Source organism: Serratia sp. S4, from assembly GCF_000347995.1.
In the GTDB taxonomy this organism is placed as follows: Bacteria; Pseudomonadota; Gammaproteobacteria; order Enterobacterales; family Enterobacteriaceae; genus Serratia; species Serratia quinivorans.
Window position 1 is genome coordinate 1,158,956 of the sequence record NZ_KB661120.1, and the last position, 25,851, is coordinate 1,184,806.

General features: G+C 54.9%; 21 protein-coding genes and 1 other RNA gene. 16 read left to right on the forward strand and 6 right to left on the reverse strand.

The window, feature by feature from the left end:
- Positions 1 to 267: 267 nt before the first annotated feature.
- The 8 genes from tig to SERS4_RS0106090 all read left to right on the forward strand — a co-directional run bounded on the left by tig (position 268) and on the right by SERS4_RS0106090 (position 10,271).
- On the forward strand, positions 268 to 1,572 hold the full coding sequence (tig, locus tag SERS4_RS0106055; protein ID WP_017891835.1) for a trigger factor: 1,305 nt from the start codon (positions 268 to 270) through the stop codon (positions 1,570 to 1,572).
- Positions 1,573 to 2,010: 438 nt separating this feature from the next.
- Positions 2,011 to 2,634, forward strand: coding sequence for an ATP-dependent Clp endopeptidase proteolytic subunit ClpP (gene clpP / locus SERS4_RS0106060; protein ID WP_012005535.1), 624 nt, complete (start codon positions 2,011 to 2,013; stop codon positions 2,632 to 2,634).
- A gap of 162 nt (positions 2,635 to 2,796) precedes the next feature.
- Entirely contained in the window at positions 2,797 to 4,068 is a 1,272-nt protein-coding gene (gene clpX / locus SERS4_RS0106065) for an ATP-dependent protease ATP-binding subunit ClpX (protein ID WP_012005536.1), read from the forward strand.
- 195 nt (positions 4,069 to 4,263) lie between these two features.
- Positions 4,264 to 6,618: an endopeptidase La gene (lon, locus tag SERS4_RS0106070; RefSeq protein WP_012005537.1), complete on the forward strand. Its 2,355-nt coding sequence runs from the start codon at positions 4,264 to 4,266 to the stop codon at positions 6,616 to 6,618.
- Positions 6,619 to 6,834: 216 nt separating this feature from the next.
- Positions 6,835 to 7,107, forward strand: coding sequence for a nucleoid-associated protein HU-beta (gene hupB, locus SERS4_RS0106075; RefSeq protein WP_017891836.1), 273 nt, complete (start codon positions 6,835 to 6,837; stop codon positions 7,105 to 7,107).
- A gap of 182 nt (positions 7,108 to 7,289) precedes the next feature.
- Positions 7,290 to 9,173 carry a peptidylprolyl isomerase gene (ppiD, locus tag SERS4_RS0106080; RefSeq protein WP_017891837.1) on the forward strand — a complete coding sequence of 628 codons (1,884 nt, stop codon included), beginning with the start codon at positions 7,290 to 7,292 and terminating at the stop codon, positions 9,171 to 9,173.
- A gap of 139 nt (positions 9,174 to 9,312) precedes the next feature.
- Complete coding sequence (locus SERS4_RS0106085) at positions 9,313 to 9,702, forward strand: ComEA family DNA-binding protein (protein WP_017891838.1); 390 nt, start codon at positions 9,313 to 9,315, stop codon at positions 9,700 to 9,702.
- A 155-nt stretch (positions 9,703 to 9,857) separates the two neighbouring features.
- Complete coding sequence (locus SERS4_RS0106090; RefSeq protein ID WP_017891839.1) at positions 9,858 to 10,271, forward strand: thioesterase family protein; 414 nt, start codon at positions 9,858 to 9,860, stop codon at positions 10,269 to 10,271.
- Between the two features lie 35 nt (positions 10,272 to 10,306).
- Here SERS4_RS0106090 and queC read toward each other — a convergent pair whose 3' ends face one another.
- Positions 10,307 to 11,005: a 7-cyano-7-deazaguanine synthase QueC gene (gene queC / locus SERS4_RS0106095; protein WP_012005542.1), complete on the reverse strand. Its 699-nt coding sequence runs from the start codon at positions 11,003 to 11,005 to the stop codon at positions 10,307 to 10,309.
- Positions 11,006 to 11,123: 118 nt separating this feature from the next.
- Positions 11,124 to 12,851, reverse strand: coding sequence for an SgrR family transcriptional regulator (locus tag SERS4_RS0106100; protein ID WP_017891840.1), 1,728 nt, complete (start codon positions 12,849 to 12,851; stop codon positions 11,124 to 11,126).
- Positions 12,852 to 12,954: 103 nt separating this feature from the next.
- Here SERS4_RS0106100 and cof point away from each other — a divergent pair, with 103 nt between their 5' ends.
- The gene (cof, locus tag SERS4_RS0106105) at positions 12,955 to 13,779 is read left to right on the forward strand and encodes an HMP-PP phosphatase (RefSeq protein ID WP_026142236.1); all 825 of its coding nucleotides are present in this window, start codon (positions 12,955 to 12,957) and stop codon (positions 13,777 to 13,779) included.
- 60 nt (positions 13,780 to 13,839) lie between these two features.
- On the opposite strand, the gene SERS4_RS0106110 is transcribed toward cof, so the two are convergent.
- Positions 13,840 to 14,880: a PLP-dependent cysteine synthase family protein gene (locus tag SERS4_RS0106110; RefSeq protein WP_017891842.1), complete on the reverse strand. Its 1,041-nt coding sequence runs from the start codon at positions 14,878 to 14,880 to the stop codon at positions 13,840 to 13,842.
- Between the two features lie 122 nt (positions 14,881 to 15,002).
- Between SERS4_RS0106110 and SERS4_RS0106115 the strand changes: the two genes are divergently transcribed.
- The 5 genes from SERS4_RS0106115 (at position 15,003) to amtB (ending at position 21,058) form a co-directional block, all read left to right on the forward strand.
- A complete protein-coding gene (locus SERS4_RS0106115) occupies positions 15,003 to 15,464 on the forward strand; it encodes an Lrp/AsnC family transcriptional regulator (protein WP_012005546.1) in 462 nt (153 codons plus the stop codon).
- 91 nt (positions 15,465 to 15,555) lie between these two features.
- Positions 15,556 to 17,331: a SmdA family multidrug ABC transporter permease/ATP-binding protein gene (locus SERS4_RS0106120; protein WP_012005547.1), complete on the forward strand. Its 1,776-nt coding sequence runs from the start codon at positions 15,556 to 15,558 to the stop codon at positions 17,329 to 17,331.
- On the forward strand, positions 17,324 to 19,102 hold the full coding sequence (locus SERS4_RS0106125) for a SmdB family multidrug efflux ABC transporter permease/ATP-binding protein (protein WP_017891843.1): 1,779 nt from the start codon (positions 17,324 to 17,326) through the stop codon (positions 19,100 to 19,102). Before SERS4_RS0106120 ends, SERS4_RS0106125 begins: the two co-directional genes overlap by 8 nt.
- A gap of 294 nt (positions 19,103 to 19,396) precedes the next feature.
- Positions 19,397 to 19,735, forward strand: a complete 339-nt coding sequence (glnK, locus tag SERS4_RS0106130) for a P-II family nitrogen regulator (RefSeq protein WP_012005549.1) — start codon at positions 19,397 to 19,399, stop codon at positions 19,733 to 19,735.
- A gap of 36 nt (positions 19,736 to 19,771) precedes the next feature.
- Positions 19,772 to 21,058, forward strand: coding sequence for an ammonium transporter AmtB (gene amtB, locus SERS4_RS0106135; protein WP_012005550.1), 1,287 nt, complete (start codon positions 19,772 to 19,774; stop codon positions 21,056 to 21,058).
- 97 nt (positions 21,059 to 21,155) lie between these two features.
- Here amtB and tesB read toward each other — a convergent pair whose 3' ends face one another.
- Positions 21,156 to 22,019: an acyl-CoA thioesterase II gene (gene tesB / locus SERS4_RS0106140; RefSeq protein WP_017891844.1), complete on the reverse strand. Its 864-nt coding sequence runs from the start codon at positions 22,017 to 22,019 to the stop codon at positions 21,156 to 21,158.
- Positions 22,020 to 22,249: 230 nt separating this feature from the next.
- On the opposite strand from tesB, the gene SERS4_RS0106145 reads away from it, so the two are divergent.
- Positions 22,250 to 22,741, forward strand: coding sequence for a YbaY family lipoprotein (locus tag SERS4_RS0106145; protein WP_012005552.1), 492 nt, complete (start codon positions 22,250 to 22,252; stop codon positions 22,739 to 22,741).
- 66 nt (positions 22,742 to 22,807) lie between these two features.
- On the opposite strand, the gene SERS4_RS0106150 is transcribed toward SERS4_RS0106145, so the two are convergent.
- A complete protein-coding gene (locus SERS4_RS0106150) occupies positions 22,808 to 23,122 on the reverse strand; it encodes an MGMT family protein (protein WP_017891845.1) in 315 nt (104 codons plus the stop codon).
- A gap of 156 nt (positions 23,123 to 23,278) precedes the next feature.
- On the opposite strand from SERS4_RS0106150, the gene ffs reads away from it, so the two are divergent.
- An RNA gene (gene ffs, locus SERS4_RS26160) (signal recognition particle sRNA small type) lies at positions 23,279 to 23,375 on the forward strand.
- Positions 23,376 to 23,605: 230 nt separating this feature from the next.
- Here ffs and SERS4_RS0106155 read toward each other — a convergent pair.
- On the reverse strand, positions 23,606 to 25,582 hold the full coding sequence (locus SERS4_RS0106155) for an alkyl/aryl-sulfatase (RefSeq protein WP_026142238.1): 1,977 nt from the start codon (positions 25,580 to 25,582) through the stop codon (positions 23,606 to 23,608).
- Positions 25,583 to 25,851: the final 269 nt, after the last annotated feature.

The window sequence follows — 25,851 nt, forward strand, 5'->3', positions numbered from 1 at the left end:
CGACACAGCCGATGCGCAATGCAGCCAAGGCCGGGTCGGCTTCGGCGGCCTTTTGGCGATCAAATCGGCAAAAGTGTGAGTTTTAGCGCGCCGCCGCTGCCTTGCTTTCCTCGACTCGCTCCGCTTGCGCCGCTATAATGTCGCGTCTTATTTTTCCGGAATGGTTTCGGGACACTTCTGTCATCAGGAAACTCGGTTCTGTAATGTAGCCGTCCTGGTTCTTCGAACGGAGTTGACCGAGCACTGTGATTTTTTTGAGGTAACAAGATGCAAGTTTCAGTAGAAACCACTCAAGGCCTTGGGCGCCGTCTCTCTATTACTGTACCCGCTGATACAATCAAGCAGGCTATTAAAAAAGAGCTGATCAACGCTGCAAAAAGCGTTCGTATCGATGGCTTCCGTAAAGGCCATGTACCGATGAACATCGTTGAGCAACGTTATGGCGCTTCCGTTCGTCAAGACGTACTGGGCGATGCGATGCAACGCAGCTTCGTTGATGCGATCATCAAAGAAAAGATCAATCCGGCTGGCGCACCAAACTACGTGCCAGGCGAGTACAAAGAAGGTGAAGACTTCACTTTCGCCGTTGAGTTCGAAGTGTATCCAGAAGTTGAGCTGAAAGGCCTGGACGGCATCGAAGTTGAGAAGCCGGTGGTTGAAGTTAACGACGCTGACGTTGACACCATGCTGGACACCCTGCGCAAGCAGCAGGCGACCTGGAAAGAAACCGATCGCGCAGCTCAGGCTGAAGACCGTGTGACCGTTGACTTCTCTGGTTCTATCGACGGTGAAGAGTTTGAAGGCGGCAAAGCCTCTGACTTCGTACTGGCTATGGGCCAGGGCCGCATGATCCCAGGCTTCGAAGAAGGTCTGGTCGGTCATAAAGCCGGTGAAGAGTTCACCATCGACGTTAACTTCCCAGAAGATTACCACGCTGAAAATCTGAAGGGCAAAGCGGCTAAGTTCGCTATCGTTCTGAAGAAAGTGGAAGAGCGTGAACTGCCAGAGCTGACTGAAGAATTCATCAAACGTTTCGGCGTGGCTGATGGTTCTACCGAAGGCCTGCGTGCTGAAGTGCGTAAAAACATGGAGCGCGAGCTGAAAGGCGCAGTGCGTAACCGCATCAAGACTCAGGCAATCGACGGCCTGGTCAGCGCTAACGAAATCGACGTTCCTGCTGCGCTGATCGACGGCGAAGTTGACGTTCTGCGCCGTCAGGCTGCACAGCGTTTCGGCGGCAACGAGAAGCAAGCGCTGGAACTGCCACGCGAACTGTTCGAAGAGCAGGCCAAGCGTCGCGTAGTTGTCGGTCTGCTGCTGGGCGAAGTGATCAGCACCAACGATCTGAAAGCTGACGAAGAGCGCGTTAAAACGCTGATCGAAGAAATGGCTTCCGCTTACGAAGATCCAAGTGAAGTTGTTGAGTTCTACAGCAAAAACAAAGAGCTGATGAACAACATGCGCAACGTTGCTCTGGAAGAACAAGCGGTTGAAGCCCTGCTGGCAAAAGCGAAAGTGACTGAGAAAGCCACTACCTTCAGCGAGCTGATGAACCAGACTCAACAGGCGTAATGTCTGTACGCCAGAGCGCAACTTGTTGCGCTCTCAGGGCCGGCTTGCCGGCTCTGGCGTTAAAAAAGCCCGTAACCTTCGGTTGCGGGCTTTTCTTTTTGCCACGTTGCTGATTAATCTCAGGTTAAGCGTGACAATATGCACTATATTTACACTGTTGCTCTTGGCACAGTCTGGCATGATGGTTATCACCTGCAGTCAGGGTGTGCAGGATAACCGCTAAAAATACTCTGCCGGGCTTGAAATTCTGTCTGTGGCCCCAATCTGTAAAAAGTACATATATAAGCGATTTGCCAGAGTGCGCGGGATAAAAAAACCGTCGGGTACGTGTGGCGTGGGTCGAATGCTTGAGCATAGTCATCATGACCGTTCTCAAGTAGAATCGGTGTAATAGGGTGTAACCCTGGCCGCCAAGGCAATTTCTATTAGGAGACGGTAATGTCATACAGTGGCGAACGAGATCAATTTGCACCTAACATGGCCCTGGTGCCGATGGTGGTAGAGCAGACTTCACGCGGGGAGCGTTCTTACGACATCTATTCCCGCCTGCTGAAAGAGCGCATTATTTTCCTGACCGGCCAGGTCGAAGATCACATGGCCAACCTGATTGTGGCGCAGATGCTGTTCCTCGAAGCAGAAAGCCCGGAAAAAGACATTTTCCTCTACATCAACTCCCCGGGTGGCGTGATCACCGCAGGCATGTCAATCTATGACACCATGAAGTTCATCAAGCCGGACGTCAGCACCATTTGTATGGGCCAGGCGTGCTCGATGGGCTCCTTCCTGCTGACTGCGGGTGCCAAGGGCAAACGTTTCTGTCTGCCGAATTCACGTGTGATGATCCACCAGCCGCTGGGCGGCTATCAGGGCCAGGCGACGGATATCGAAATCCATGCGCGTGAAATCCTGAAGGTGAAGGCGCGTATGAATGAGCTGATGGCAGAACACACCGGCCAGACACTGGAGCAGATCGAACGCGATACCGAGCGCGATCGCTTTATGACCGCGGAAGAAGCGGTAGAATACGGTCTGGTTGACGGCATTCTGACGCACCGCAAGTAACACCACGCGGCTGGCGAGGTAATTGTGCGAGCCGATAGACTATAGTAATCAGAGCGGGCGTGGCTCGCTCTGGTGAGCATTATCGGCATTCCTGGTATGAATTCGGGGCGCACGGCCGCCGTGATTTTCCTGCGGGACAAAGACTAAAGAAGAGGTTTACTGATGACAGATAAGCGCAAAGACGGTTCAGGAAAGCTGCTGTACTGCTCTTTCTGCGGCAAAAGCCAGCATGAAGTGCGTAAGCTGATTGCCGGTCCGTCAGTGTATATCTGCGATGAATGTGTTGACCTGTGTAACGACATTATTCGCGAAGAGATTAAAGAAGTTTCACCGCATCGTGAGCGCAGCGCGCTGCCGACGCCGCATGAGATCCGCCACCACCTGGATGACTACGTCATCGGTCAGGAACCGGCGAAGAAAGTGCTGGCGGTAGCGGTGTATAACCACTACAAACGCCTGCGCAACGGCGATACCAGCAACGGTATCGAGTTGGGCAAAAGCAACATTCTGCTGATTGGTCCTACCGGTAGTGGTAAAACCTTGCTGGCGGAAACGCTGGCACGCTTCCTGGATGTGCCTTTCACCATGGCCGATGCCACCACGCTGACCGAAGCCGGTTATGTGGGTGAGGACGTGGAGAATATTATCCAGAAGCTGCTGCAGAAATGTGACTACGACGTGCAGAAAGCCCAGCGCGGCATCGTCTATATCGATGAAATCGATAAAATTTCTCGTAAGTCAGACAACCCGTCCATTACCCGTGACGTTTCGGGTGAGGGCGTGCAGCAGGCGCTGTTGAAGCTGATCGAAGGCACTATTGCTGCCGTTCCTCCTCAGGGGGGCCGCAAGCATCCGCAGCAGGAATTCCTGCAGGTTGATACCTCGAAAATCCTGTTTATCTGCGGCGGTGCATTTGCCGGCCTGGATAAAGTGATCGGTCAGCGTGTTAATACCGGTTCCGGTATTGGTTTTGGCGCCACCGTGAAGGGTGAGTCTGAGAAAGCGACCGAAGGCGAACTGCTGCTGCAGGCTGAACCGGAAGATCTGATCAAGTTTGGCCTGATCCCTGAATTCATCGGTCGTCTGCCGGTCGTGGCCACGCTGAGTGAGCTGAGCGAAGATGCGCTGATCCAGATCCTGAAAGAGCCGAAAAATGCCCTGACCAAGCAGTATCAGGCATTGTTCAATCTGGAAGGTGTGGAGCTGGAATTCCGTGAAGAAGCACTGAACGCCATCGCCAGAAAGGCGATGAAACGCAAAACCGGTGCACGTGGCCTGCGTTCTATCGTGGAAGGCGCGCTGCTGGACACCATGTATGACCTGCCTTCAATGGACAGCGTCGACAAAGTGGTGATCGACGAGTCGGTCATCGCCGGCCAGTCCAAACCGTTGCTGATTTACGGCAAACCGGAAGCACAGGCTTCAGGCGAATAATTCGCCAGTCAAACCAGAAAGTTAATGTCAAAATGGGGGATTTTATCCCCCATTTTTATTTCCTGCGTTCTTGCCGTTGAATGTAAGAGATTCATCCCCATATACTCATTAACCAGATTTTATGAAACGTTTGATGCTTGCGTCTCATGAGATTCCCCCTCAACCTGGCGGAAGTTAAACTTAAGAGAGAGCTCTATGAACCCTGAGCGTTCCGAACGCATTGAAATCCCCGTGTTGCCGTTGCGCGACGTGGTGGTTTATCCGCACATGGTGATCCCGTTATTTGTTGGCCGGGAAAAATCGATTCGGTGCCTCGAAGCAGCAATGGATCACGATAAAAAGATCATGCTGGTGGCACAGAAAGAGGCCTCAACGGATGAACCTGGCATTAATGATTTGTTCTCAGTCGGCACGGTAGCGTCGATCCTGCAAATGCTGAAATTGCCTGATGGCACGGTAAAAGTGCTGGTCGAAGGCCTGCAGCGGGCGCGTATTACTACGCTTTCCGACAGCGGCGAGCATTTTGCTGCCCAGGCAGAATATCTTGAGTCACCCGCGATTGACGAGCGTGAACAAGAAGTGCTGGTACGCACTGCAATCAATCAGTTTGAAGGCTACATCAAACTGAACAAGAAAATTCCACCGGAGGTGCTGACGTCATTGAACAGCATCGACGATGCTGCGCGCCTGGCGGATACCATCGCCGCGCACATGCCGCTGAAGCTCAGCGACAAGCAGTCGGTACTGGAGATGTTCGATATCACCGAACGTCTTGAATATCTGATGGCGATGATGGAATCGGAAATCGACCTGCTGCAGGTTGAGAAACGCATCCGCAATCGCGTCAAAAAACAGATGGAAAAAAGTCAGCGCGAGTACTATCTGAATGAGCAGATGAAGGCGATTCAGAAAGAACTGGGCGAGATGGACGATGCGCCGGACGAGCATGAAGCGCTGAAGCGCAAGATCGAAGCGGCGAAAATGCCGAAAGACGCGCGTGAAAAAACCGAAGCGGAACTGCAAAAGCTGAAAATGATGTCGCCAATGTCTGCGGAAGCAACCGTGGTGCGCGGCTACATCGATTGGATGCTGCAGGTGCCGTGGAATGCACGCAGCAAGGTTAAAAAAGACCTGCTCAAGGCGCAGGAAGTGCTCGATATCGATCACTACGGCCTGGAGCGCGTCAAAGACCGTATTCTTGAGTATCTCGCAGTACAGAGCCGCGTAAGCAAAATCAAAGGGCCGATCCTGTGTCTGGTAGGGCCTCCTGGCGTGGGTAAAACCTCGTTGGGCCAGTCGATCGCTAAAGCGACCGGCCGCCAGTATGTGCGTATGGCGTTGGGTGGCGTGCGTGACGAAGCGGAAATCCGTGGTCACCGCCGTACCTATATCGGTTCAATGCCGGGCAAACTGATCCAGAAAATGGCCAAGGTTGGGGTGAAAAACCCGCTGTTCCTGCTCGATGAGATCGACAAGATGTCTTCCGACATGCGTGGCGATCCGGCCTCTGCACTGCTTGAGGTGTTGGATCCGGAACAGAACGTGGCGTTTAACGATCACTATCTGGAAGTGGATTACGATCTGTCCGACGTGATGTTCGTGGCGACTTCGAACTCGATGAACATTCCTGCGCCGTTGCTGGATCGTATGGAAGTGATCCGTCTGTCTGGCTATACCGAGGACGAGAAACTCAATATTGCCAAGCAGCACCTGTTGCCGAAGCAGCTTGAGCGTAACGCCCTGAAAAAAGGTGAACTGACGGTCGACGACAGCGCCATTACCGGTATTATCCGCTTCTACACCCGTGAAGCTGGGGTGCGTAGCCTGGAGCGCGAAATCTCCAAGCTGTGCCGTAAGGCGGTGAAAACGCTGCTGATGGACAAGAAGCTCAAGCATATCGAAATCAACGGCGACAACCTGAAGGATTACCTGGGCGTACAGCGTGTTGACTACGGCCGTGCGGATACCGAAAACCGGGTGGGTGAAGTTACCGGCCTGGCGTGGACGGAAGTGGGTGGCGATCTGCTGACCATTGAAACCGCCTGCGTACCGGGCAAAGGTAAGCTGACCTACACCGGTTCGCTCGGTGAAGTGATGCAGGAATCTATCCAGGCTGCACTGACCGTGGTGCGTGCGCGCGCGGATAAATTGGGGATTAACCCTGATTTTTACGAGAAGCGTGACATCCACGTGCACGTGCCGGAAGGCGCTACACCTAAGGATGGCCCAAGCGCTGGTATTGCGATGTGCACCGCGCTGGTTTCCTGCCTGACGGGCAACCCGGTTCGTGCCGATGTGGCGATGACCGGTGAGATCACGTTGCGTGGTCAGGTTCTGCCGATTGGTGGCCTGAAAGAGAAACTGTTGGCGGCGCATCGCGGCGGTATCAAAACCGTGCTGATCCCGTATGAAAACAAGCGCGATCTGGAAGAGATCCCGGCCAATGTTATTGCCGATCTGGTTATTCATCCGGTGCAGCGAATTGATGAAGTTTTGGACCTTGCGTTGCTCAATCCGGCCTTCGGTGCACTGCCGGTAGCGGCAAAATAGTGATGTATCGCAAAAACCATTGATAAAACTTATGCTGGCAAGTCATTTCGGACTTGCCAGTCTTTTTTTGTACCGCTAAGTTAGACAGCTGTCGGCCCGCGTTTTGTCACGCTTACGGTGGCTTGCCAAGGCACGATGGGATTGATATAACAGCTGCGCTGTCGCAACCGTAGGGATTTTTCGGTGCGACGATTGAATTCTAGAGGGGATGATAGAGTGAATAAGTCACAACTGATCGACAAAATTGCCGCAGGTGCTGATATTTCCAAAGCGGCAGCTGGACGTGCTTTAGATGCAGTGATTGCATCTGTTACTGACTCCTTGAAGGAAGGGGATGACGTGGCCCTGGTGGGTTTCGGTTCCTTCACCGTGCGTGAACGTTCGGCCCGTACCGGTCGTAACCCGCAAACCGGTAAAGAGATCAAAATCGCGGCAGCCAAAGTTCCGGCCTTCCGTGCAGGGAAAGCGCTGAAAGACGCAGTAAACTGATTGTTTGCGTCTAACCGTTTAGCGTTACAGGGCTTTGTAATAAACAATCACCTGACGCAACGGTGCTGGTAAGGTAAGATATAAGGCGCATCAGATTGATGCGCTTTTTTTATTTTTGTCGCAGGGAACGCGCCTGCACAAGGGTGTTTTTAATCCACATCACAGCGGAGTGTTGTCACACTATGATGGACAATTTACGCGCGGCAGCTAATCACGTCGTGCTCAAAATCATCCTGGGCTTGATCATTTTGTCATTTCTTTTGACAGGGGTGGTCAGCTATCAGGGGAGTGCCGGTGATTATGCAGCGAAGGTCAATGGCCAGGTGATCGAGCGTGCTCAGCTGGAACAGGCTTTCCAAAGCGAACGCAGCCGCATGCAGCAACAGTTGGGTGACCAGTTCTCCGCACTGGCGGGCAACGAAGGCTATATGCAGCAGATGCGCCATCAGGCACTGTCACAGCTGATCGACAACATGCTGTTGGACCAATATGCCAAGAAATTAGGCCTGAGCGTCAGTGACGATCAGGTGAAAGAAGCTATCCGTAAAGCACCTTACTTCCAGACAAACGGCCAGTTCGATAACGCGAAATATCTCGATCTGATTAGCCGCATGGGTTACACCGCCGATAACTTTGCACAATCAATGCGTCAGCAGTTGGTTAACCAGCAGGTGATCCAGGCCTTTGGCGGATCGGGCTTCATTCTGCCTGTCGAAGCTCAGGACATGACGGCACTGGTGCTGCAACAGCGCGATGTACGCTTGGCTACGCTGGATCTGAAAGCGTTGCAGGCCAAGCAGACCGTGACCGACGACGAGCTGAAAGACTACTACAGCCAGAACAAGAACAGCTTTATTGCGCCAGAACAGGTCAAAGTAAGCTATATCCCAATGGACGCCGCTGCTATGCAAGACAAGGTGACGGTAGCCGACGCGGATATCAGCGCCTATTACGACCAGCACAAAAGCAGTTACGGCCAGCCTGAACGCAAGAACTACAGCGTGATCCAGCTGAAAACCGAGGCGGAAGCCAACGCGGTACTGGATGAACTGAAGAAAGGCGGCGATTTTGCCACCCTGGCGAAAGACAAATCCACCGACATCATTTCACGCCGTACCGGCGGTGAACTGGGCTGGCTGGAGCCGGACACCACTGCAGACGAACTCAAGCAGGCTAACCTGACCGAAAAAGGCCAGCTTTCCGGCGTCGTGAAGTCTTCAGTAGGCTATCTGGTGATCCGTCTCAACGACATCGAACCGGAAAAAGTGAAGCCGTTGAGCGAAGTGCGTGACGCTATCGCCAAGCAGGTTAAGCAGGAGAAAGCGGTAGACGCTTATTACGCACTGCAACAGAAGGTGAGTGAAGCGGCTACCAGCGATAACGAGTCTCTGGCATCGGCCGAAGAGGCCGCCGGCGTGAAAGCGGCGAATACCGACTGGTTTACCCGCGACAACATTCCGGCAGCGCTGAACTTCAAACCGGTCATTCAGTCGATTTTCGATGGTTCCCTGATTGGTGAAGGTGGCTCTCCGGGCAGCAACTCCGACGTGATCACCGTTGATGGCGACCGTGCCTTCGTGATCCGCGTGTCTGGCCACAAGCCAGAGGGCATTGAGCCGTTCGACCAGGTGAAAGATCGCGTGGCAGAACTGGTCAAGCGCAACAAAGCGGAACAGGAAGCCAAACTGCAGGGCGAGAAGCTGCTGGTTGAGCTGAAGCAGGGTAAGGGCGACGAGGCGATGAAAGCCGCCGGCCTGAGCTTTGGCAGCGTACAGAAGATGGCGCGTGCGCCGGAAGACAGCCAACTGGTGCAGAGCGTGTTCGCGCTGCCGCATCCGCAGGAAGGCAAGCCGGTTTATGGCATGTCTCAGGACCGTCAGGACAACGTGGTACTGATTGCACTGGATGCCGTGAAGCCAGGCACCTTGCCGGCTGAAGAAATGAAAACCTTCGTCAGCAAGATGGAAGAAGGTGCGACTGGCGTGTCCTTTGACTCTCTGCTGGCCAGCCTGCGCAAAGAAGCCAAGATCACCATGGGTGCCGCTGAACAGCAGCAACCTCAGTAAAGCGCCGCAGTTTTCTGCAACGCAATGTAATCCTCAAAGGCCGCTTTCGCGGCCTTTTCCATATCTGAAATCCGCCAATTGCTGAAGTTTCTTCGCTGCGGCAAGGTGAGCTTGCTGTTACACACAAGGAGGATACAGCATGCAACCTACAGAAATAAAAGCGGTAAATGAGAGTGGTTTTAACTTCAAAGCCTTGCTGACCGTAGCACTGCTCTGCCTGACCGGGCCATCTTTGGCCGCGGAAGAAAAAGCGCTTACCGGGCAACCGGTGCTATCCGTAACGGCGGCTAATGCCGGGCAGGGTGCAGAGGCCGTGGCGGCTGCCAATGATGAAGCATCGGTCAGTATCAATCAGGCCGATGCCGAACAGCTGGCCAGCATACTCAAGGGAGTTGGATTAAAAAAAGCGGAGAGCATTGTGCGCTACCGCGAGCAGAATGGCCCCTTTACGCAGATTGAGCAGCTTCAGGAAGTACCGGGCATTGGGCCAGCACTGTTTGAAAGGAATCGCGCGCGGCTCAAAATGTGATTTCGATCACGGCTGTGTGGCAAAGTGATAATGCAGCCCTTTTTCCTCTGCTACATTTTACAGGTCTTACCAGTTTGGCATCTTGACCAAATGGGTGAAGGAGTCGCTTGCGGCTCCTTCTTTCTGTAATCACCAGGCAGGAGCGGCTGTTACCTATGCACCAGACCTTTATCAAAGTCCGTGGTTATCATCTTGATGTTTATCAGCACGTGAACAACGCCCGCTATCTGGAGTTTCTGGAGGAGGCGCGATGGGATTGGCTGGAGAACCAGGAAGGCTTCCGCTGGATGACGGAAAACAACATCGCCTTTATCGTGGTGAACATCAACATTAACTATCGCACCCCTGCGGTATTGGGCGACAAGTTACGCATTGACAGCCAGATGGTACAACTAAACGGCAAAAGCGGCGTGTTGAGCCAGAAGGTCTCGCAGGATGCCAGCGGGGCTCCGGTAGCGGATGCACTGCTGACCTTTGTTTGTGTCGATCTGAAAACCCAGCGGGCATTGCCGATCGAAGGGCAACTGCGCGAACACCTGCAGGTGCTCACGCCGCTTGAAGATAGGTAAAGCAACGAGCGGCAACCTGTGCCGCCGTTATTCAATCAGACCAGCCCGGTCTTTTGCTTCAGGCTCGCCATCACTTCGGCCTTGTTGATTTGGTACTGCTGCAGGCCGTTGGCGCGCAGATGACAGGCCGCACATTCACCGCAGCCATTGCCTTTGATGCCGTTGTAGCAGGTCAGAGTGTCCTGCTGCACCAGCTCCAGCTGATGGTAGTAATCTGCCAGTGCCCAGGTTTCTGCCTTGTTCAGCCACATCAAAGGGGTTTCAAAGCGGATATCGCGGGCGATGCCCAGTACTATCGCCTGGTTCAGCGCTTTGACAAACTCGTCGCGACAGTCTGGGTAGCCGGAGAAGTCGGTTTCACACACGCCGGTGATCACCGCTTCAGCTTCGACCTGATAGGCATAAATCGCCGCCAGCGTCAGGAACAGAATGTTGCGCCCCGGCACAAAGGTGCTCGGTAACCCATTGCTCTGCGTGCTGTCGTAGGCGGGAACCGGAATGTTGTCACGGGTCAGGCTGCTGATCGCCAGCTCATTGAGCAGGCCTACGTCCAACAGCTTATGCGCCTTGGCCCCCAGGGCCACCGACAGTTCCTGAGCCACCTCAATTTCGGCGCGATGACGCTGGCCGTAGTCAAAGGTGACGCAGTGAACTTCATCATACTGTTTCAATGCCTGAATCAAGCAGGTCGTGGAATCTTGTCCACCGCTGAAAACGACAACCGCGCGCTTCATAAAATAACCTCAATTTATTGCTGAGACCCTACCCGATACACATTCGGGCGGTAAGATAAAAATGCGTTGCGGCAGCAATGGTAGCAGAAATGGTGGCATACCGCTGGGCCGGGCAAATTCAGTCGGTTGATGGAGGCGTGGTATTTTCTACCGGCGGTGGCAGCCAGGCCTGACAGAAATCGAACCAACCGTGGGCCGTCAGGGTGACGCCATGAATGCGCGGCGGCGCGCTGATTTGATACTGATAGTGAAACAGCGGAGTGATGATCGCCGCCGCCATAAGCTGCTGATAATAGTCTTTCAATTGCTGGTAACGCGTTTGCTGCGCCGGGAGCTGCTGGATCTGTTGCAGCGTTTGTTGCTGGTGCTGCCAGCGGGCGTCGGGCAGGATACCGCGCCACAGCGTATCTTGCCGTAGCCAGCTTTCCAGCGTGGCCTCCGGTGACTCTCCAATCAAATTATCCGCCAGCAGCAGGTCGGCCTGTTCGATTTGTTCGGCGCTTTGCCAGCGTTTACCTGCGTAGTAGCGCAACTCCAGCTCGCAGCCGTGTTGCGCCAACAGTTGCTGCAAGGCCACCGTGACCGTCTCCAGCTCCACCGGGGGCCGATACAACAGCGTCAATTTAGCGGGCAGGGCAATATCCTCAGCGGCCTGATGTTGTGGAATTGCCCAGCCGGGCAGCATCTCACGACTGGGGGTGATGACGCTGTTGGGCACCGGCAGATTGGCCAACAGGCCGGATTGCTGGATCAGCATCAGCAGTTTTTTTCCCTGAGCCTCGCTGAGCACGCCGTGCTTCAAATTTACCGCCAGATAGCACCAACCCAGACTCATGCTGCGCTGTACCGGCCGCGCTAATGCTATCTCTTCCTGCTGACCGAGGGTAATGCGTACCGGATGCTGGCAACTGGTATAAGCCTCACCGGTGTTCAACTCGGGTGTGATCCAATACTCGATGCTCTCAAGAAAAGGATGTTGCAAATGGTAAAACGGGTGTTGCTCCAGCCGGACCAGGTGAGGTTGGTTCAGCGTCAGCTTAAACGGGCCGGCTCCCATGCCCGAAGCCTCCGGATGGGTCAGCAGACAAGGCAACTCCGCCAGCCGGTGCGCCAGCCAGTAGTCCGGACACTGTAAATCAAACTGCAGGCACAGCGCATGGGGAAGGCTGATAGCGGCAACGTTGGCCAGGCTCGGTTGGCTGCGAGGATGGTGCTGCAGTTTTCCCAGCGTTTGCAGCAGTTGCTGGCCGGTCAGCGGCTCACCGTTGTGCCAGCGCAATTGGCTGCGTAGAAAGAACTGCCAGCGCAGGCCGTCATGGCTGATTTGCCAATGATGGGCCAGGTCAGATTGCGGCTCGGGATTACCGGTAATAAAGCGAGTCAGGCCGGCATGCAGGGTGGCGACCAAATGCTGTTCGGCGCGGCCGGTCAGAGTCAACGGATCCAGCGATTCGAGCGTGCGGTAGTAGGGGATACGCAGCGTTGGGCTGCCTGCTTGCCATTGCCCCCCAAGATGTGGGCTGAGCAGCTCCTGCAAATGTTGCGGATCCAACTGCGCCATTTCCAGCGCCCCCTGATGATCGCCTTCCTTCAGCAACCTTTGCAGATGGGCTGCACGTAGCTCATCCGGCGTTTTCAGGCAGTGCAGGTGCGCACGTTTACCGCGCCCGGGCTGTGACTGCCAGTTCAGCCAGCCCTGATCCTGCAGTTGTTGCACCAGCGTGCGGGCATGGCGTTCGCTGCAATAGAACATCGCCGCCAGCTCGCCAACGGTAATGGCGACCGGCGTGCCACCGAGCTGCTGGTACAGGCGTTGATACTGGCTGAGGCGGTGGGTCAGGCGCATGATGGAAATCCGGAACAGTTTTCCAGAATTGTTCACTATTACTTCCGTAAATACCATCCCATACTGCACGGACTGTAATCGCGTTCACATTCACGAGGTTTTTATGTATCGCCTGGCGGCTTTTGATATGGATGGCACTTTGTTGACACCGGATCACCGGGTCGGGCCGGAGACTCTGGCGGTGCTAAAGCAACTTGTTGAACGGGAGATGGTGGTGACTTTCGCCACCGGGCGCCACTACCTTGATGCACAGCCGATCATGGCGCAGCTGGGCCTGCAGGGTTATCTGATTACCGGCAACGGTACGCGGGTCTATGACGACCGGGGGCAGCAACTGCAGGCTACCGATTTGCCGGCCGATATTGCCGAAGAGGTGCTGCATACTCACTGGCGTACCGACGCCAGCATGCACGTGTTCCGTGATGAAGGCTGGATGACCGAGTTTGCGGTGCCGGAAGAAATGTTGCAGGCCCACCACCTGAGTGGCTTCCATTATCAGCTTACCGAACTGCGGCGTTTACCGGCTTTCGGCAACAGCAAGGTTTGTTTTGCCGGGCCGCATGAGGAACTGCTGAAACTTCAGGTGCAGCTGCGCCGGCACTTTGCTGCGCGGGTTGATCTCTGTTTCTCGGCCTATGAATGCCTGGAGGTCTTGCCACTGGGCTGCAACAAGGGCTCGGCGCTGGATATGCTGAGCCGCCATCTGGGGCTGAAGATGGCGGACTGTATGGCGTTTGGTGATGCGATGAACGACAAGGAAATGCTGGCGACGGTAGGGCACGGGGTGGTAATGGGCAACGCCCTGCCACAGCTGAAGTCGCTATTGCCACAGCTACAGGTTATCGGCCACTGCGAACAGCAGGCAGTGGCCCACTATTTGCAACATTGGCTGCGTTCACCCTACCTCACCTATTCCCCCGAATTATGAGGCTTTATTGGCAGCCGGCCGGGTAGACTTACCCGGCTTTTTTTCCTCTGAACCTGCTGATTACAAATCTGCCAACTGCGCCAGATAAGGCGTCAGATCACCGATATTGTTTCTGACCCATTCCGGGTTGTAATAGGTGTCCAGGTAGCGCTCACCGCTGTCGCACAGCAGAGTCACAATCGAACCCTGCTCGCCGTTTTCCCGCATTTGCTTCGCCAACTGCAGCGCACCCCACACGTTGGTGCCGGTGGATGCCCCTACCTTGCGTCCGAGCACCGTTTCCAGCCAGTGGATAGTGGCGACGCTGGCGGCATCCGGCACGCGGATCATGCTGTCGACTACCGACGGAATAAAGGATGGCTCGGCGCGTGGGCGGCCAATGCCCTCGATACGGCTGCCGCAACTGCCGATAAGGGGGCGGTCATGCTGGTGGAAGCAATCATAGAACACCGAGTTTTCCGGATCGACCACCGTCAGGCGGGTGTCGTGCCCCTGATAGCGGATATAGCGGCCCAGGGTCGCAGAGGTACCGCCGGTGCCGGCGCTCATTACGATATGCTTGGGTACCGGGAAAGGTTCGCGTTCCATCTGGCGGAAGATGCTGTCGGCGATGTTGTTGTTGCCGCGCCAGTCGGTGGCCCGTTCAGCGTAGGTGAACTGATCCATATAGTGGCCGTTCAGCTCTTTCGCCAACTGCTCGGAGACGGCGTAAATTTGCGCCGCATGGTCGACGAAGTGACAGCGACCGCCGTAGAACGCGATCTGCTCAACCTTGCGGCGTGCGGTACAGGAAGGCATGACGGCAATAAACGGCAGGCCAATCAGCCGGGCGAAGTAAGCTTCGGATACCGCGGTACTGCCGGAGGAGGCCTCGATAATCGTAGTGTTTTCGGTGATCCAGCCGTTACACAGACCATACAAAAACAGTGAACGCGCCAGCCGGTGCTTCAGGCTGCCGGTCGGGTGAGTGCTTTCATCTTTCAGGTACAGGCAGATGCCGGGAAATTCCGGCAGGTTCAGGCGGATCAGGTGAGTATCGGCGGAGCGTTGAAAATCCGCTTCTATTTCACCAATAGCATATTTTACCCAAGAATTTGTCATCATCTGGCCTCAGAATAGGGGGCTTGTTTGTTGCATAATATAGCCTGCAGCGAGGAAAAAAGGATTGCCATTTTTCCTGTTTAATCGCCTAATGAGAGAAAATTATTCTCCTGGTTGACGATATGTTAGATAAAACAGACCGTAAATTACTGTGCATGCTGCAGCAGGACTGTACGCAACCGCTGCAGGTGTTGGCCGACGCGGTCAATCTGACGTCAACACCCTGCTGGAAAAGGCTCAAGCGGCTGGAAGAAGAAGGTTATATCCGTGGGCGAGTCGCGCTGCTGGATAACGAAAAGCTCGGCCTGGGCCTGACGGCATTTGTGCTGATCAAAACCCAGCAGCACAGCAGCGAGTGGTATCAACAGTTCGTGCAACTGACCAAGCAGATGCCGGAGGTGCTGGCCTTCTATCGCATGGCGGGAGAGTACGATTACCTGATGCAGGTGGAAGTGGCGGATATGAAGAGTTACGACAGCTTCTACAAGCGCCTGGTGAACGGCGTGCCGGGGCTGATCGACGTCACTTCCAGCTTCGCGATGGAAAAAATCAAATACACCACCGCACTGCCGGTTCCTGAGTGAAAAGTTCACCAAATTGGCAAAGTAACGGTGGTATCCTACTCTGCTGAGGCAGAAAGAGAGAAAAAACCATTACATCCTGGAATAAAACTGCGTGAGACTATTTGCTCAAATCGGCTGGTATTTCCGCCGCGAGTGGCGCCGCTACCTCGGGGCGGTGGTGCTGCTGATCATCATTGCCATACTGCAACTGTTGCCGCCCAAGCTGGTGGGGATCATTGTGGATGGCGTCACCGAAAAACAGATGTCCGGCGGCGTATTAATGGCGTGGCTGGGGCTGATGCTCGGCACTGCCGTGGTGGTCTACCTGCTGCGCTATGTGTGGCGGGTTCTGCTGTTTGGTGCATCCTATCAGCTAGCCGTGGAGCTGCGTGAAAACTTCTACCGCCAGCTTAGCCGTCAGAATCCGGCCTTCTATCTGCGCCACCGTACCGGCGATCTGATGGCGCGCGCCACCAATGATGTCGACCGGGTGGTTTTCGCCGCCGGTGAAGGGGTGCTGACGCTGGTGGATTCACTGGTGATGGGATTAGCGGTGCTGGTGGTGATGAGTACCCAAATTAGCTGGCAGCTGACCCTGCTGTCGCTGATCCCCATGCCGATCATGGCGATCGTCATCAAGTACTACGGCGACCAGTTACACCAGCGTTTTAAATCGGCGCAGGCGGCGTTCTCCAGCCTGAACGATCAGGCGCAGGAAAGCATGACCAGTATCCGCATGATCAAGGCGTTTGGGCTGGAAGATCATCAGTCTAATCAGTTTGCCGAAGTGGCTGCCCAGACCGGGGCCAAAAACATGCACGTAGCGCGGGTGGATGCCCGTTTCGACCCGACGATTTATATCGCCATCGGTACCGCCAATCTGCTGGCTATCGGCGGCGGCAGCTGGATGGTGGTGAACGGTACTCTGACACTGGGCCAACTGACCAGCTTTGTGATGTACCTCGGCCTGATGATTTGGCCAATGTTGGCGCTGGCCTGGATGTTCAACATCGTTGAACGCGGCAGCGCGGCCTATAGCCGTATCCGCAGCCTGCTGGATGAAGCGCCGGCAGTGACGGACGGCGATCAAGCCTTGCCGGCAGGGCGTGGCAATCTGGCAATCGACATTCGCGCATTTCACTATCCGGGCAATACCCACCCGGCGCTGCATGATGTGGTGCTGAAGCTGGAGCCGGGGCAAATGCTCGGCCTGTGCGGCCCGACCGGTGCCGGTAAATCGACGCTGCTGTCACTGATCCAGCGCCAATTTGATGTTGATGACGGCCAGATCAGCTATCAGGGGCTGCCGCTGACCCAGGTGAAACTCGACGACTGGCGTTCGCGGTTGTCCGTGGTCAGCCAGACACCGTTTTTGTTCTCTGACAGCGTGGCGAACAATATCGCGCTCGGCAACCCAGGGGCGACGCAGGAACAGATTGAGCGTGCGGCCCGCCTGGCCAGCGTGCACGAGGATATTTTGCGCCTGCCGCAGGGCTATGAAACCGAGGTGGGCGAGCGTGGCGTGATGCTTTCCGGTGGTCAGAAACAGCGTATTTCCATCGCCCGCGCCCTGTTGCTGGACGCGGAAATCCTGATCCTCGACGACGCGTTGTCGGCGGTGGATGGCCGTACCGAACACCAGATCCTGCATAACCTGCGCAGCTGGGGGCAAAACCGCACGGTGATTATCAGTGCGCACCGGCTTTCGGCATTGACTGAAGCCAGCGAGATTTTGGTGATCCAGCACGGCGGCGTGGCACAGCGTGGTGAACATGCGTCACTGGCGGCCCAACCGGGCTGGTATCGCGATATGTACCGCTATCAGCAACTGGAAGCGGCGCTGGACGAGGCACCGGAAAGCGGCGAGGAGATACTAGCCAATGAATAAGATGCAAAAGCTGTGGCCGACGCTGAAACGGTTGCTGGCTTATGGATCGCCGTACCGCAAACCCTTGGGGCTGGCGGTGTTGATGCTGTGGGTCGCGGCGGCGGCGGAAGTCGCCGGACCGATCCTGGTCAGCTACTTTATCGATAACTACGTTGCCAAAGGGCAGTTGCCGCTGACTATCGTCTGCGGGCTGGCGGCGGCCTATATCCTGCTGGAGCTGTTGGCGGCGGCGCTGCACTATTTCCAGGCGTTGCTGTTCAATCAGGCGGCGGTCGGGGTGGTTCAACGTCTGCGAACGGACGTGATGGATGCCGCATTACGCCAGCCGCTGAGCGCTTTTGATACTCAGCCGGTCGGGCAGTTGATCTCCCGGGTGACCAATGACACCGAGGTGATCAAAGATCTGTACGTGATGGTGGTGTCTACGGTGCTGAAAAGCGCTGCGCTGATTGGTGCTATGCTGGTGGCCATGTTCAGCCTCGACTGGCGCATGGCGCTGGTGGCGATCTGCATCTTCCCGGCGGTATTCGTGGTGATGGGCATTTACCAATACTACAGCATCCCTATTGTACGCCGGGTGCGTAGCTATCTGGCCGACATCAACGACGGTTTTAACGAAGTGATTAACGGCATGGGCGTGATCCAGCAGTTCCGCCAGCAGATCCGCTTCGGCGAGCGCATGAGCGCTGCCAGCCGTTCCCACTATACCGCGCGTATGCAAACGCTGCGGTTGGACGGTTTCCTGCTGCGTCCGCTGCTCAGCCTGTTTTCGGCGCTGGTGTTGTGCGGCCTGCTGATGCTGTTCGGTTTCAGCGGCGAAGGGGCGATCGGCGTCGGTGTGCTGTATGCCTTTATCAACTATCTGGGGCGTTTGAATGAGCCGTTGATTGAGTTGACGTCGCAGCAGTCGATTTTGCAGCAGGCGGTGGTGGCCGGTGAGCGTATTTTCGAACTGATGGATCGCCGCCAGCAGAGCTACGGGACGGATGCTCGTCTGCTGGAGAGCGGCCGTATTGATATTGACGACCTGAGTTTTTCCTACCGTGATGACAAAAAGGTGCTGCAGCATATTTCGCTGTCGGTGCCTTCACGCGGCTTCGTGGCGCTGGTCGGCCATACCGGCAGCGGCAAGAGCACGCTGGCCAATCTGCTGATGGGCTATTACCCGGTCGATCAGGGGGAAGTGCGTCTCGACGGACGGCCTCTGTCCAGCCTTTCGCACGCTACCCTGCGGCAGGGCATCGCTATGGTGCAGCAGGATCCGGTGGTGATTGCCGAATCGGTACTGGCCAACGTCACTCTGGGGCGCAATATCAGTGAAGAGGCGGTCTGGCAGGCATTGGAAAGGGTGCAACTGGCTGAGTTGGTTCGCTCTTTCCCTGAAGGCATTCACACGCGGCTGGGCGAGCAGGGTAATAACCTGTCGGTGGGTCAGAAGCAGCTATTGGCGATGGCCAGGGTACTGGTACAGGCACCGAAGATCCTGATCCTCGACGAAGCCACCGCCAACATTGACTCGGGTACGGAACAAGCTATTCAGCGGGCGCTGAGTTTGATCCGCGAGCACACCACGCTGGTAGTGATCGCTCACCGTTTGTCGACCATTGTTGATGCCGATTCGATTCTGGTGTTGCACCGTGGTCAGGCGGTCGAGCAGGGTAACCATCAGCAACTGCTGGCGCAGCAGGGGCGTTACTACCAGATGTATCAGCTACAACTGGTGGGTGAAGAGCTGGCAGCCGCCAACCGCGAAGAAACACAAACTGCATGATCTATGAGGCCGCTTGAGCGGCCTCTTTCTTTTCCCGCCACGCACCATAAACAGGCATCGCTGCGTTTTAAATCCCTTTCTCTGCACTTTTTCGACGCGTCACGCACCAAAATAGTGCGCAATATTTAATCAATTCCCTGTGCGATAGCCTGCCATTGGCTCGCGGCGTTGCGTTACGCCCCAGCCTGGTCGGTTAATTGGCTGAATTAGCGTACCAATCCATTTATGGCATAGCCTTTGCTTTATAAGACTCGTACCAGGGGTGAGTTTGGGCTTAATTCGTGGAGGGGCAATATGAAGCTGGTGACCGTGGTGATTAAACCATTCAAGCTGGAGGACGTGCGTGAAGCCCTATCCTCTGTGGGTATTCAGGGGCTGACCGTAAGCGAAGTAAAAGGCTTTGGTCGCCAGAAGGGGCATGCTGAGCTCTATCGTGGAGCCGAATACAGCGTCAACTTCTTACCTAAGGTAAAAATCGACATCGCTATCGCCGACGATCAGTTGGACGAAGTGGTCGATGTTATCAGTAAAGCGGCCTACACCGGCAAAATCGGTGATGGCAAAATTTTCGTTGCCGAATTGCAACGTGTCATTCGCATTCGTACCGGCGAAACAGACGAAGCAGCACTGTAATCACTGGCTCAGTAAAGTAATGGGGATGGATTGATAATGAAAAAACTTTTATCCATGTTGGGCCTGAGTACGGTAACCATGGTTCCTTCTTTGGCACTGGCCGCTCCGGCGGTCGCAGACAAGGCGGATAACGCCTTCATGATGATTTGCACCGCTTTGGTGCTGTTCATGACCCTGCCGGGTGTCGCTCTGTTTTACGGTGGTTTGCTGCGTTCCAAAAACGTGCTCTCCATGTTGACCCAGGTCACCGTTACCTTTGCCTTGGTCTGTGTGCTGTGGGTGCTTTATGGCTACAGCCTGGCTTTCAGCGAAGGTAACGCCTTCTTCGGCGGTTTCCAGACGGCGATGCTCAAAGGCATTGGCATCGACAGCGTCACCGGGACCTTTAGCCAGATGATCCACGTGGCGTTCCAGTGTTCGTTCGCCTGTATTACCGTTGCGCTGGTGGTGGGCGGCTTTGCCGAGCGTATCCGCTTCTCTGCGGTGGTGATCTTCGCAGCCATCTGGTTCACCATTTCTTACCTGCCGATTGCCCACATGGTGTGGGGCGGCGGCTTCCTGGCCGCTGACGGCGCGTTGGACTTTGCCGGCGGTACTGTCGTGCACATCAACGCAGCGAGTGCCGGTCTGGTTGGCGCTTACCTGCTGGGTAAGCGTGCCGGTTTCGGTAAGGAAGCTTTCAAACCGCACAACCTGCCCATGGTGTTTACCGGGGCTTCCATCCTGTATATCGGCTGGTTCGGCTTTAACGCCGGTTCTGCCAGCGCGGCTAACGGCATTGCGGCCCTGGCGTTCCTGAATACCGTGGTGGCGACTGCCGGCGCGATCCTCTCCTGGACCTTTGCCGAGTGGATTGTTCGTGGCAAGCCTTCCCTGTTGGGCGCCTGTTCCGGCATGATCGCCGGGCTGGTTGCCATCACGCCGGCTGCAGGCACCGTGGGTATTGGCGGGGCGTTGATTATCGGCCTGATTGGCGGTATTGCCGGTCTGTGGGGCGTGGTCACGCTGAAGAAATGGCTGAAGGTAGATGATACCTGTGACGTGTTCGGTGTACATGGCGTGTGCGGTATTGTCGGTTGCCTGCTGACTGGGGTGTTTACCTCTGCCTCGTTGGGCGGTACTGGGTACGCCGAGGGCGTCACCATGGGCCATCAGGTGTGGATCCAGTTGTTAAGCGTAGTGATCACGTTGGTGTGGTCTGGTGTTGCTGCCTTTATCGCCTTTAAAGTGGCGGGGGCCATCGTCGGGCTGCGCGTCCCGGAAGAGCAGGAACGCGAAGGTCTGGATGTCAACAGCCATGGCGAGAGTGCCTATAACCAATAAGCCTTGAAGAAGGGCAGTGCGCTAAAATAACTCGAAAAATAATGATGATGCAAAAAGGGCGATGTCACCATCGCCCTTTTGTTTTGGCCTGCGTTTATCAGGCTTCGCGCTGGCGGATCACGCCTTCCTGTACCGTGGTGGCAACCAATACGCCGTCACGGGTATAGAATTGACCGCGTACAAATCCACGGGCGCCGGAGGCGGACGTGCTTTCCACCACGTACAGCAGCCAGTCATCCAGGCGGAATGGGCGGTGGAACCACATTGAGTGATCGATGGTTGCCACCTGCATGCCCGGCTCCAGGAAACCGACGCCGTGCGGCTGCAGCGCCGTCGGCAGGAAGTTGAAGTCAGACGCATAACCCAGCAGGTACTGATGGATGCGCAGATCGTCCGGCATGGTGCCGTTGGCGCGGAACCATACGTAGCGGTGCGGTTCTTCCACACTGCCTTTCAGCGGATTGTGGAATTTGACCGGACGCATCTCAATTGGTTTCTGGCCGATAAACTTCTCACGCACCTTGTCCGGCAGCATATGCGACAGCTTCTGGGCAATGTCTGACTCAGACATCAGCCCTTCTGGCGGCGGCACGTCCGGCATGGTGTTCTGGTGTTCAAAGCCTTCTTCCGGACTTTGGAAAGAGGCGGTCATGTAGAAAATCGGTTTACCGTGCTGAATGGCGCTGACGCGACGGGCGCTGAAGCTGTTGCCGTCGCGCAGGATTTCCACGTCATAGATAATCGGCTTGCTGCTGTCGCCCGGACGCAGGAAATAGCTGTGGAACGAGTGGACGCTGCGCTCGGCAGGCACCGTTTGCTTGGCGGCGTACAGTGCCTGGCCCACCACCTGGCCGCCGAAGACCTGGCGTAATCCCAGATCTTCACTTTGGCCGCGGAACAGCCCTTCTTCAATTTTCTCCAGATCCAGCAGATCGAGGAGGTTTTGCAGTGCCTGGCTCATAAAGTTACTACCCTTTTAATAATCATTTTGCGCAGTGTGCGGAATATCACGGTAAGACGTCAATATATTGCGTTATGGCACAGAGAAAATTGACTGAATGCTGAGCGTTATTAGAGGGCTAAGTGATTAATAGGCAGGACTAAATGGATTTTTCAGTGTTTTGTGCTAAGTTTAATAGGTGCGGTGGTGAAAGCCACCAACATGTTGATAATAAAAAAGGAGAGCGATCCATGAAACTCTGGCAAATCGTAGGTGGAGCAGCTGCATTGACCCTCACCCTGGCGGGCTGTGCCCAAAAGAGTGCGAATGTGCCTGTACCAACAACGGGAAACCCGGCGATTGCGCAAACGCAGATTCAGGGCCCAGCGGTGACTGGCTCGGTTAACATTCGCCAGCGCATCGCGCTGCCACCGGATGCAGTACTGACCGTCACGCTCTCTGATGCCTCGCTGGCGGATGCTCCGTCTAAAGTCATTGCCCAGCGTGCGGTTCGCACCGAGGGTAAACAGGCACCGTTTAATTTTGTCCTGCCGTACAACCCGGCCGATATTCAGCCTAATGCACGCATCATCCTGAGTGCGGCAATTACGGTAAATGGGCAGATGACCTTTATTACCGATACGATCCAGGAAGTGGTAAACCGTAACGGCACCCGTGCTGACCTGGTAATGGTCCCGGTGCAGGGCGTTGCGGTTCAGGCAGCCCCGGCAACCATGCCGTAAGCTGGCAGCACTGAAAGAGTAAACCTTCAACAGCCTTTGCGCTTCGGCCAAAGGCTGTTTTGTTTATTACCAGCGCCAGCCGTAAACCAGCAGATCCACCGTGCTGTGCGTGCCGAAGATAATCCCCTCCGCAAGCAACGCCTGTCGCTGGCGCTGGAAGTCCTCTCCCTGCTGTGAAATTTGGCCGTGCCGGTTAATCACCCGATGCCAGGGCAGGCTGCTACCTTCGGGCAGGCGCCTTAATACGCCGCCGACCTGACGTGCGGCGCGTGGTGAACCGGCCAGCCGCGCTACTTCGCCATAGGTCGTGACCTTGCCATAGGGAATAGCGGCTATCACGTGGAACACGCGTTGGCTGAATGAGGCATCTTCTGGCTCCATTTCTGTTTTCCTGCTGCGGCAAAAACCAAGGATGAAAGTGTGCCACAGTCGAGGTGGGTAAGAAAACAGCGGTTGGCCCCGGTTGGCTTGCTATTTGGCTGGTCATCACCGATAATGCCCACCGCTTCAGAGTACAGAAGCCGTCAATGGGGGCCCTGTTGGTTCTCCCGCAACACTAACTTGTGAACTCGGTCAGATCCGGAAGGAAGCAGCCGTAGCAGGTGACGTGTGTGCCGGGATGTAGCTGGCAGGGCCTCCACCAATTTCTGCCTCTCATTGCTTTTTCTTACCATCCTCTCAAGTACTTCTTCAGCGCCCAATAAAGTAAAAATCAACATAGAAAAGTAGGGCTCCAGAAACGGGTGATGAACTGCTGGAAAATATCTGGATACCAAAGCAGGGCGGGAGCATGGCAATGCGGCGTGCGGATTTCCGATATGTTCGGATTTACCCTGCGACGTAGAAAGCCGCAGGGTATGAGGGTTACGGAGTTACAATGTTGAACCAGAATTCAAAGTTATCCATGTAGCCTAACATTTCGTCCATTTTCGCCCCGTTCCCCGTTACCTTCACTTCTCCCTTATCTTCCGCTTGTTTTAGCGTTTCCTCCTTGAGGATGATTTTATTCAATGTGTCACGGTTAAGGGTGAGGGTGGCATCGGCATCTTTGGCTTCGGCATTGGCGGTGTGGTTTAGCACGCCGTTTTCCAGTTCCAGTTTGTACTTGCCGCCATCGCTACCAAGATCGATGTTAAACACGGCCTTGGCCTTGCCGGCCTTTTCTCCGTTGATATGCACCGCCAGGAAGTCAAAGAACATTTCCGGCGTCATCGCTCGAACGGTATCCGGGCTGGCGGTATTCGGGGTTGGCCCTTTCACCACGCCGTTGCGCAGTTCCTGAGCGCCGGTGAGGTAGAAGTTACGCCATGGGCCAGATTCAGCCTGATAGCCCAGTTGTTCCAGGGCGTCAGCTTCAAGATTACGCGCGTCCTGATTATTCGGATCGGCAAAGACTATTTTACTGACAACCTGAGCGACCCAACGATAGTTGCCCTGATCAAAGTCGGTTTTGGCTTTCTTGAGGATCGCATCGGCACCGCCCATGTAATCGACGAATTTCTTCGCGGCTTCTTCCGGTGGCAGTTCATCCAGCGTGGCAGGATTGCCATCAAACCAGCCCAGATAGAGCACATAAGTCGCTTTAACATCATGGCTCACCGAACCGTAATAACCCCGGTTGGCCCAGGTTTTCGCCAGGCTGTCCGGTAGTTTGAACTTCGCTGCTATTTCATCACGGGTCAGACCCTCATTCGCCATGCGAAGGGTCTGGTCATTAATATAACGGTAAAGATCGCGCTGGCTCTTGAGCAGGTTAACGACGTTCTCGTTACCCCAGGTTGGCCAGTGGTGCTGAGCCATGATGATTTCCGCTTTGTCACCCCAGCGAACTATCGCTTCGTTAATATATTTTGACCAAGGGAGGGGTTCGCGGATTTTTGCGCCACGCAGGGAATAAGTATTATGCAGCGTATGGGTCACATCTTCTGCCGCTTCGATGAGTTTCTTCTCTTCGATAAACCACAGCATTTCTGATGGTGCTTCAGAGCCTGGCGCCAGCATGAAATCATAGGTAAGGCCGTCGATGACCTCTTTTTGGCCATCTTTCTCTATGATGTGGGTTGGGGCAATCAGGGTGACGGTACCCGCCGAAGTGGTGGTGCCCAACCCCGCACCCACCTGGCCTTTGGCATCCGGTTTCAACAGATTGCCGTACATATAGCTGGCGCGGCGGCTCATGACGTTACCCGCCATGATGTTTTCTGCCACGGCGGCCTCCATAAAGCCGGCGGGGGCATAAACCTTCACTTTGCCAGACTTGACATCGGCTTCATCGACTACACCTCGCACACCACCATAATGGTCTACGTGGCTATGAGTGTAGATAATAGCGACAACGGGCTTTTTACCTCGATTTTTATAATAGAGATCCATACCCACTTTGGCGGTCTCTGCCGAAACCAAAGGGTCAACCACGGTAACGCCTTCTTTCCCCTCAATGATGGTCATATTGGAGAGATCCAGGTTACGGATCTGGTAAACACCATCCGTGACCTCAAACAGGCCGCTGATGTTAATCAACTGCGACTGGCGCCACAGGCTTGGGTTCACGGTATCCGGCGATTTTTCGCCTTCCTTGATGAAGGCATACTGTTGGGGATTCCAGATGACATTGCCTTTTTCACCTTTGATAATTTCGGTGGGCAAGGCAGCTATGAAACCTTTATGTGCGTTGGCAAAATCGGTGTTATCTGAGAAGGGGAGCTGATCGTACAGTGCATCATTGGCTTGTTTGGTTGCGGAGGCTGCTTCTTTCGGCGCAACTTCAGCCCAGGATGAAATAGCAAAGCCGGATAGCATTCCCGCTAACGCCAGCCCTCTCATGATTGGTGTTAATTTCATTAGGATCCCCGTTGGTTGTTAGATGGAGAATGATGAGTAACAGTGATTTCCCTTGTAACGATTTGTAACTCAAGTATTAAATGTAATAGATGATTGAGATTCGGCAAGTTTAAATAAACAAAGTGTTGTGCTTAGGCAAAATAGCGTTGGTTTTTATATCAGGAATGGGGTTTTAGTTTGGCCGGTTTTGGTTTTGTAATGTAATCATTTAAAATCAAATAGTTATTATTTTTGTTGATCTGATTTTACGTTTTTATGGGTTTATGTAT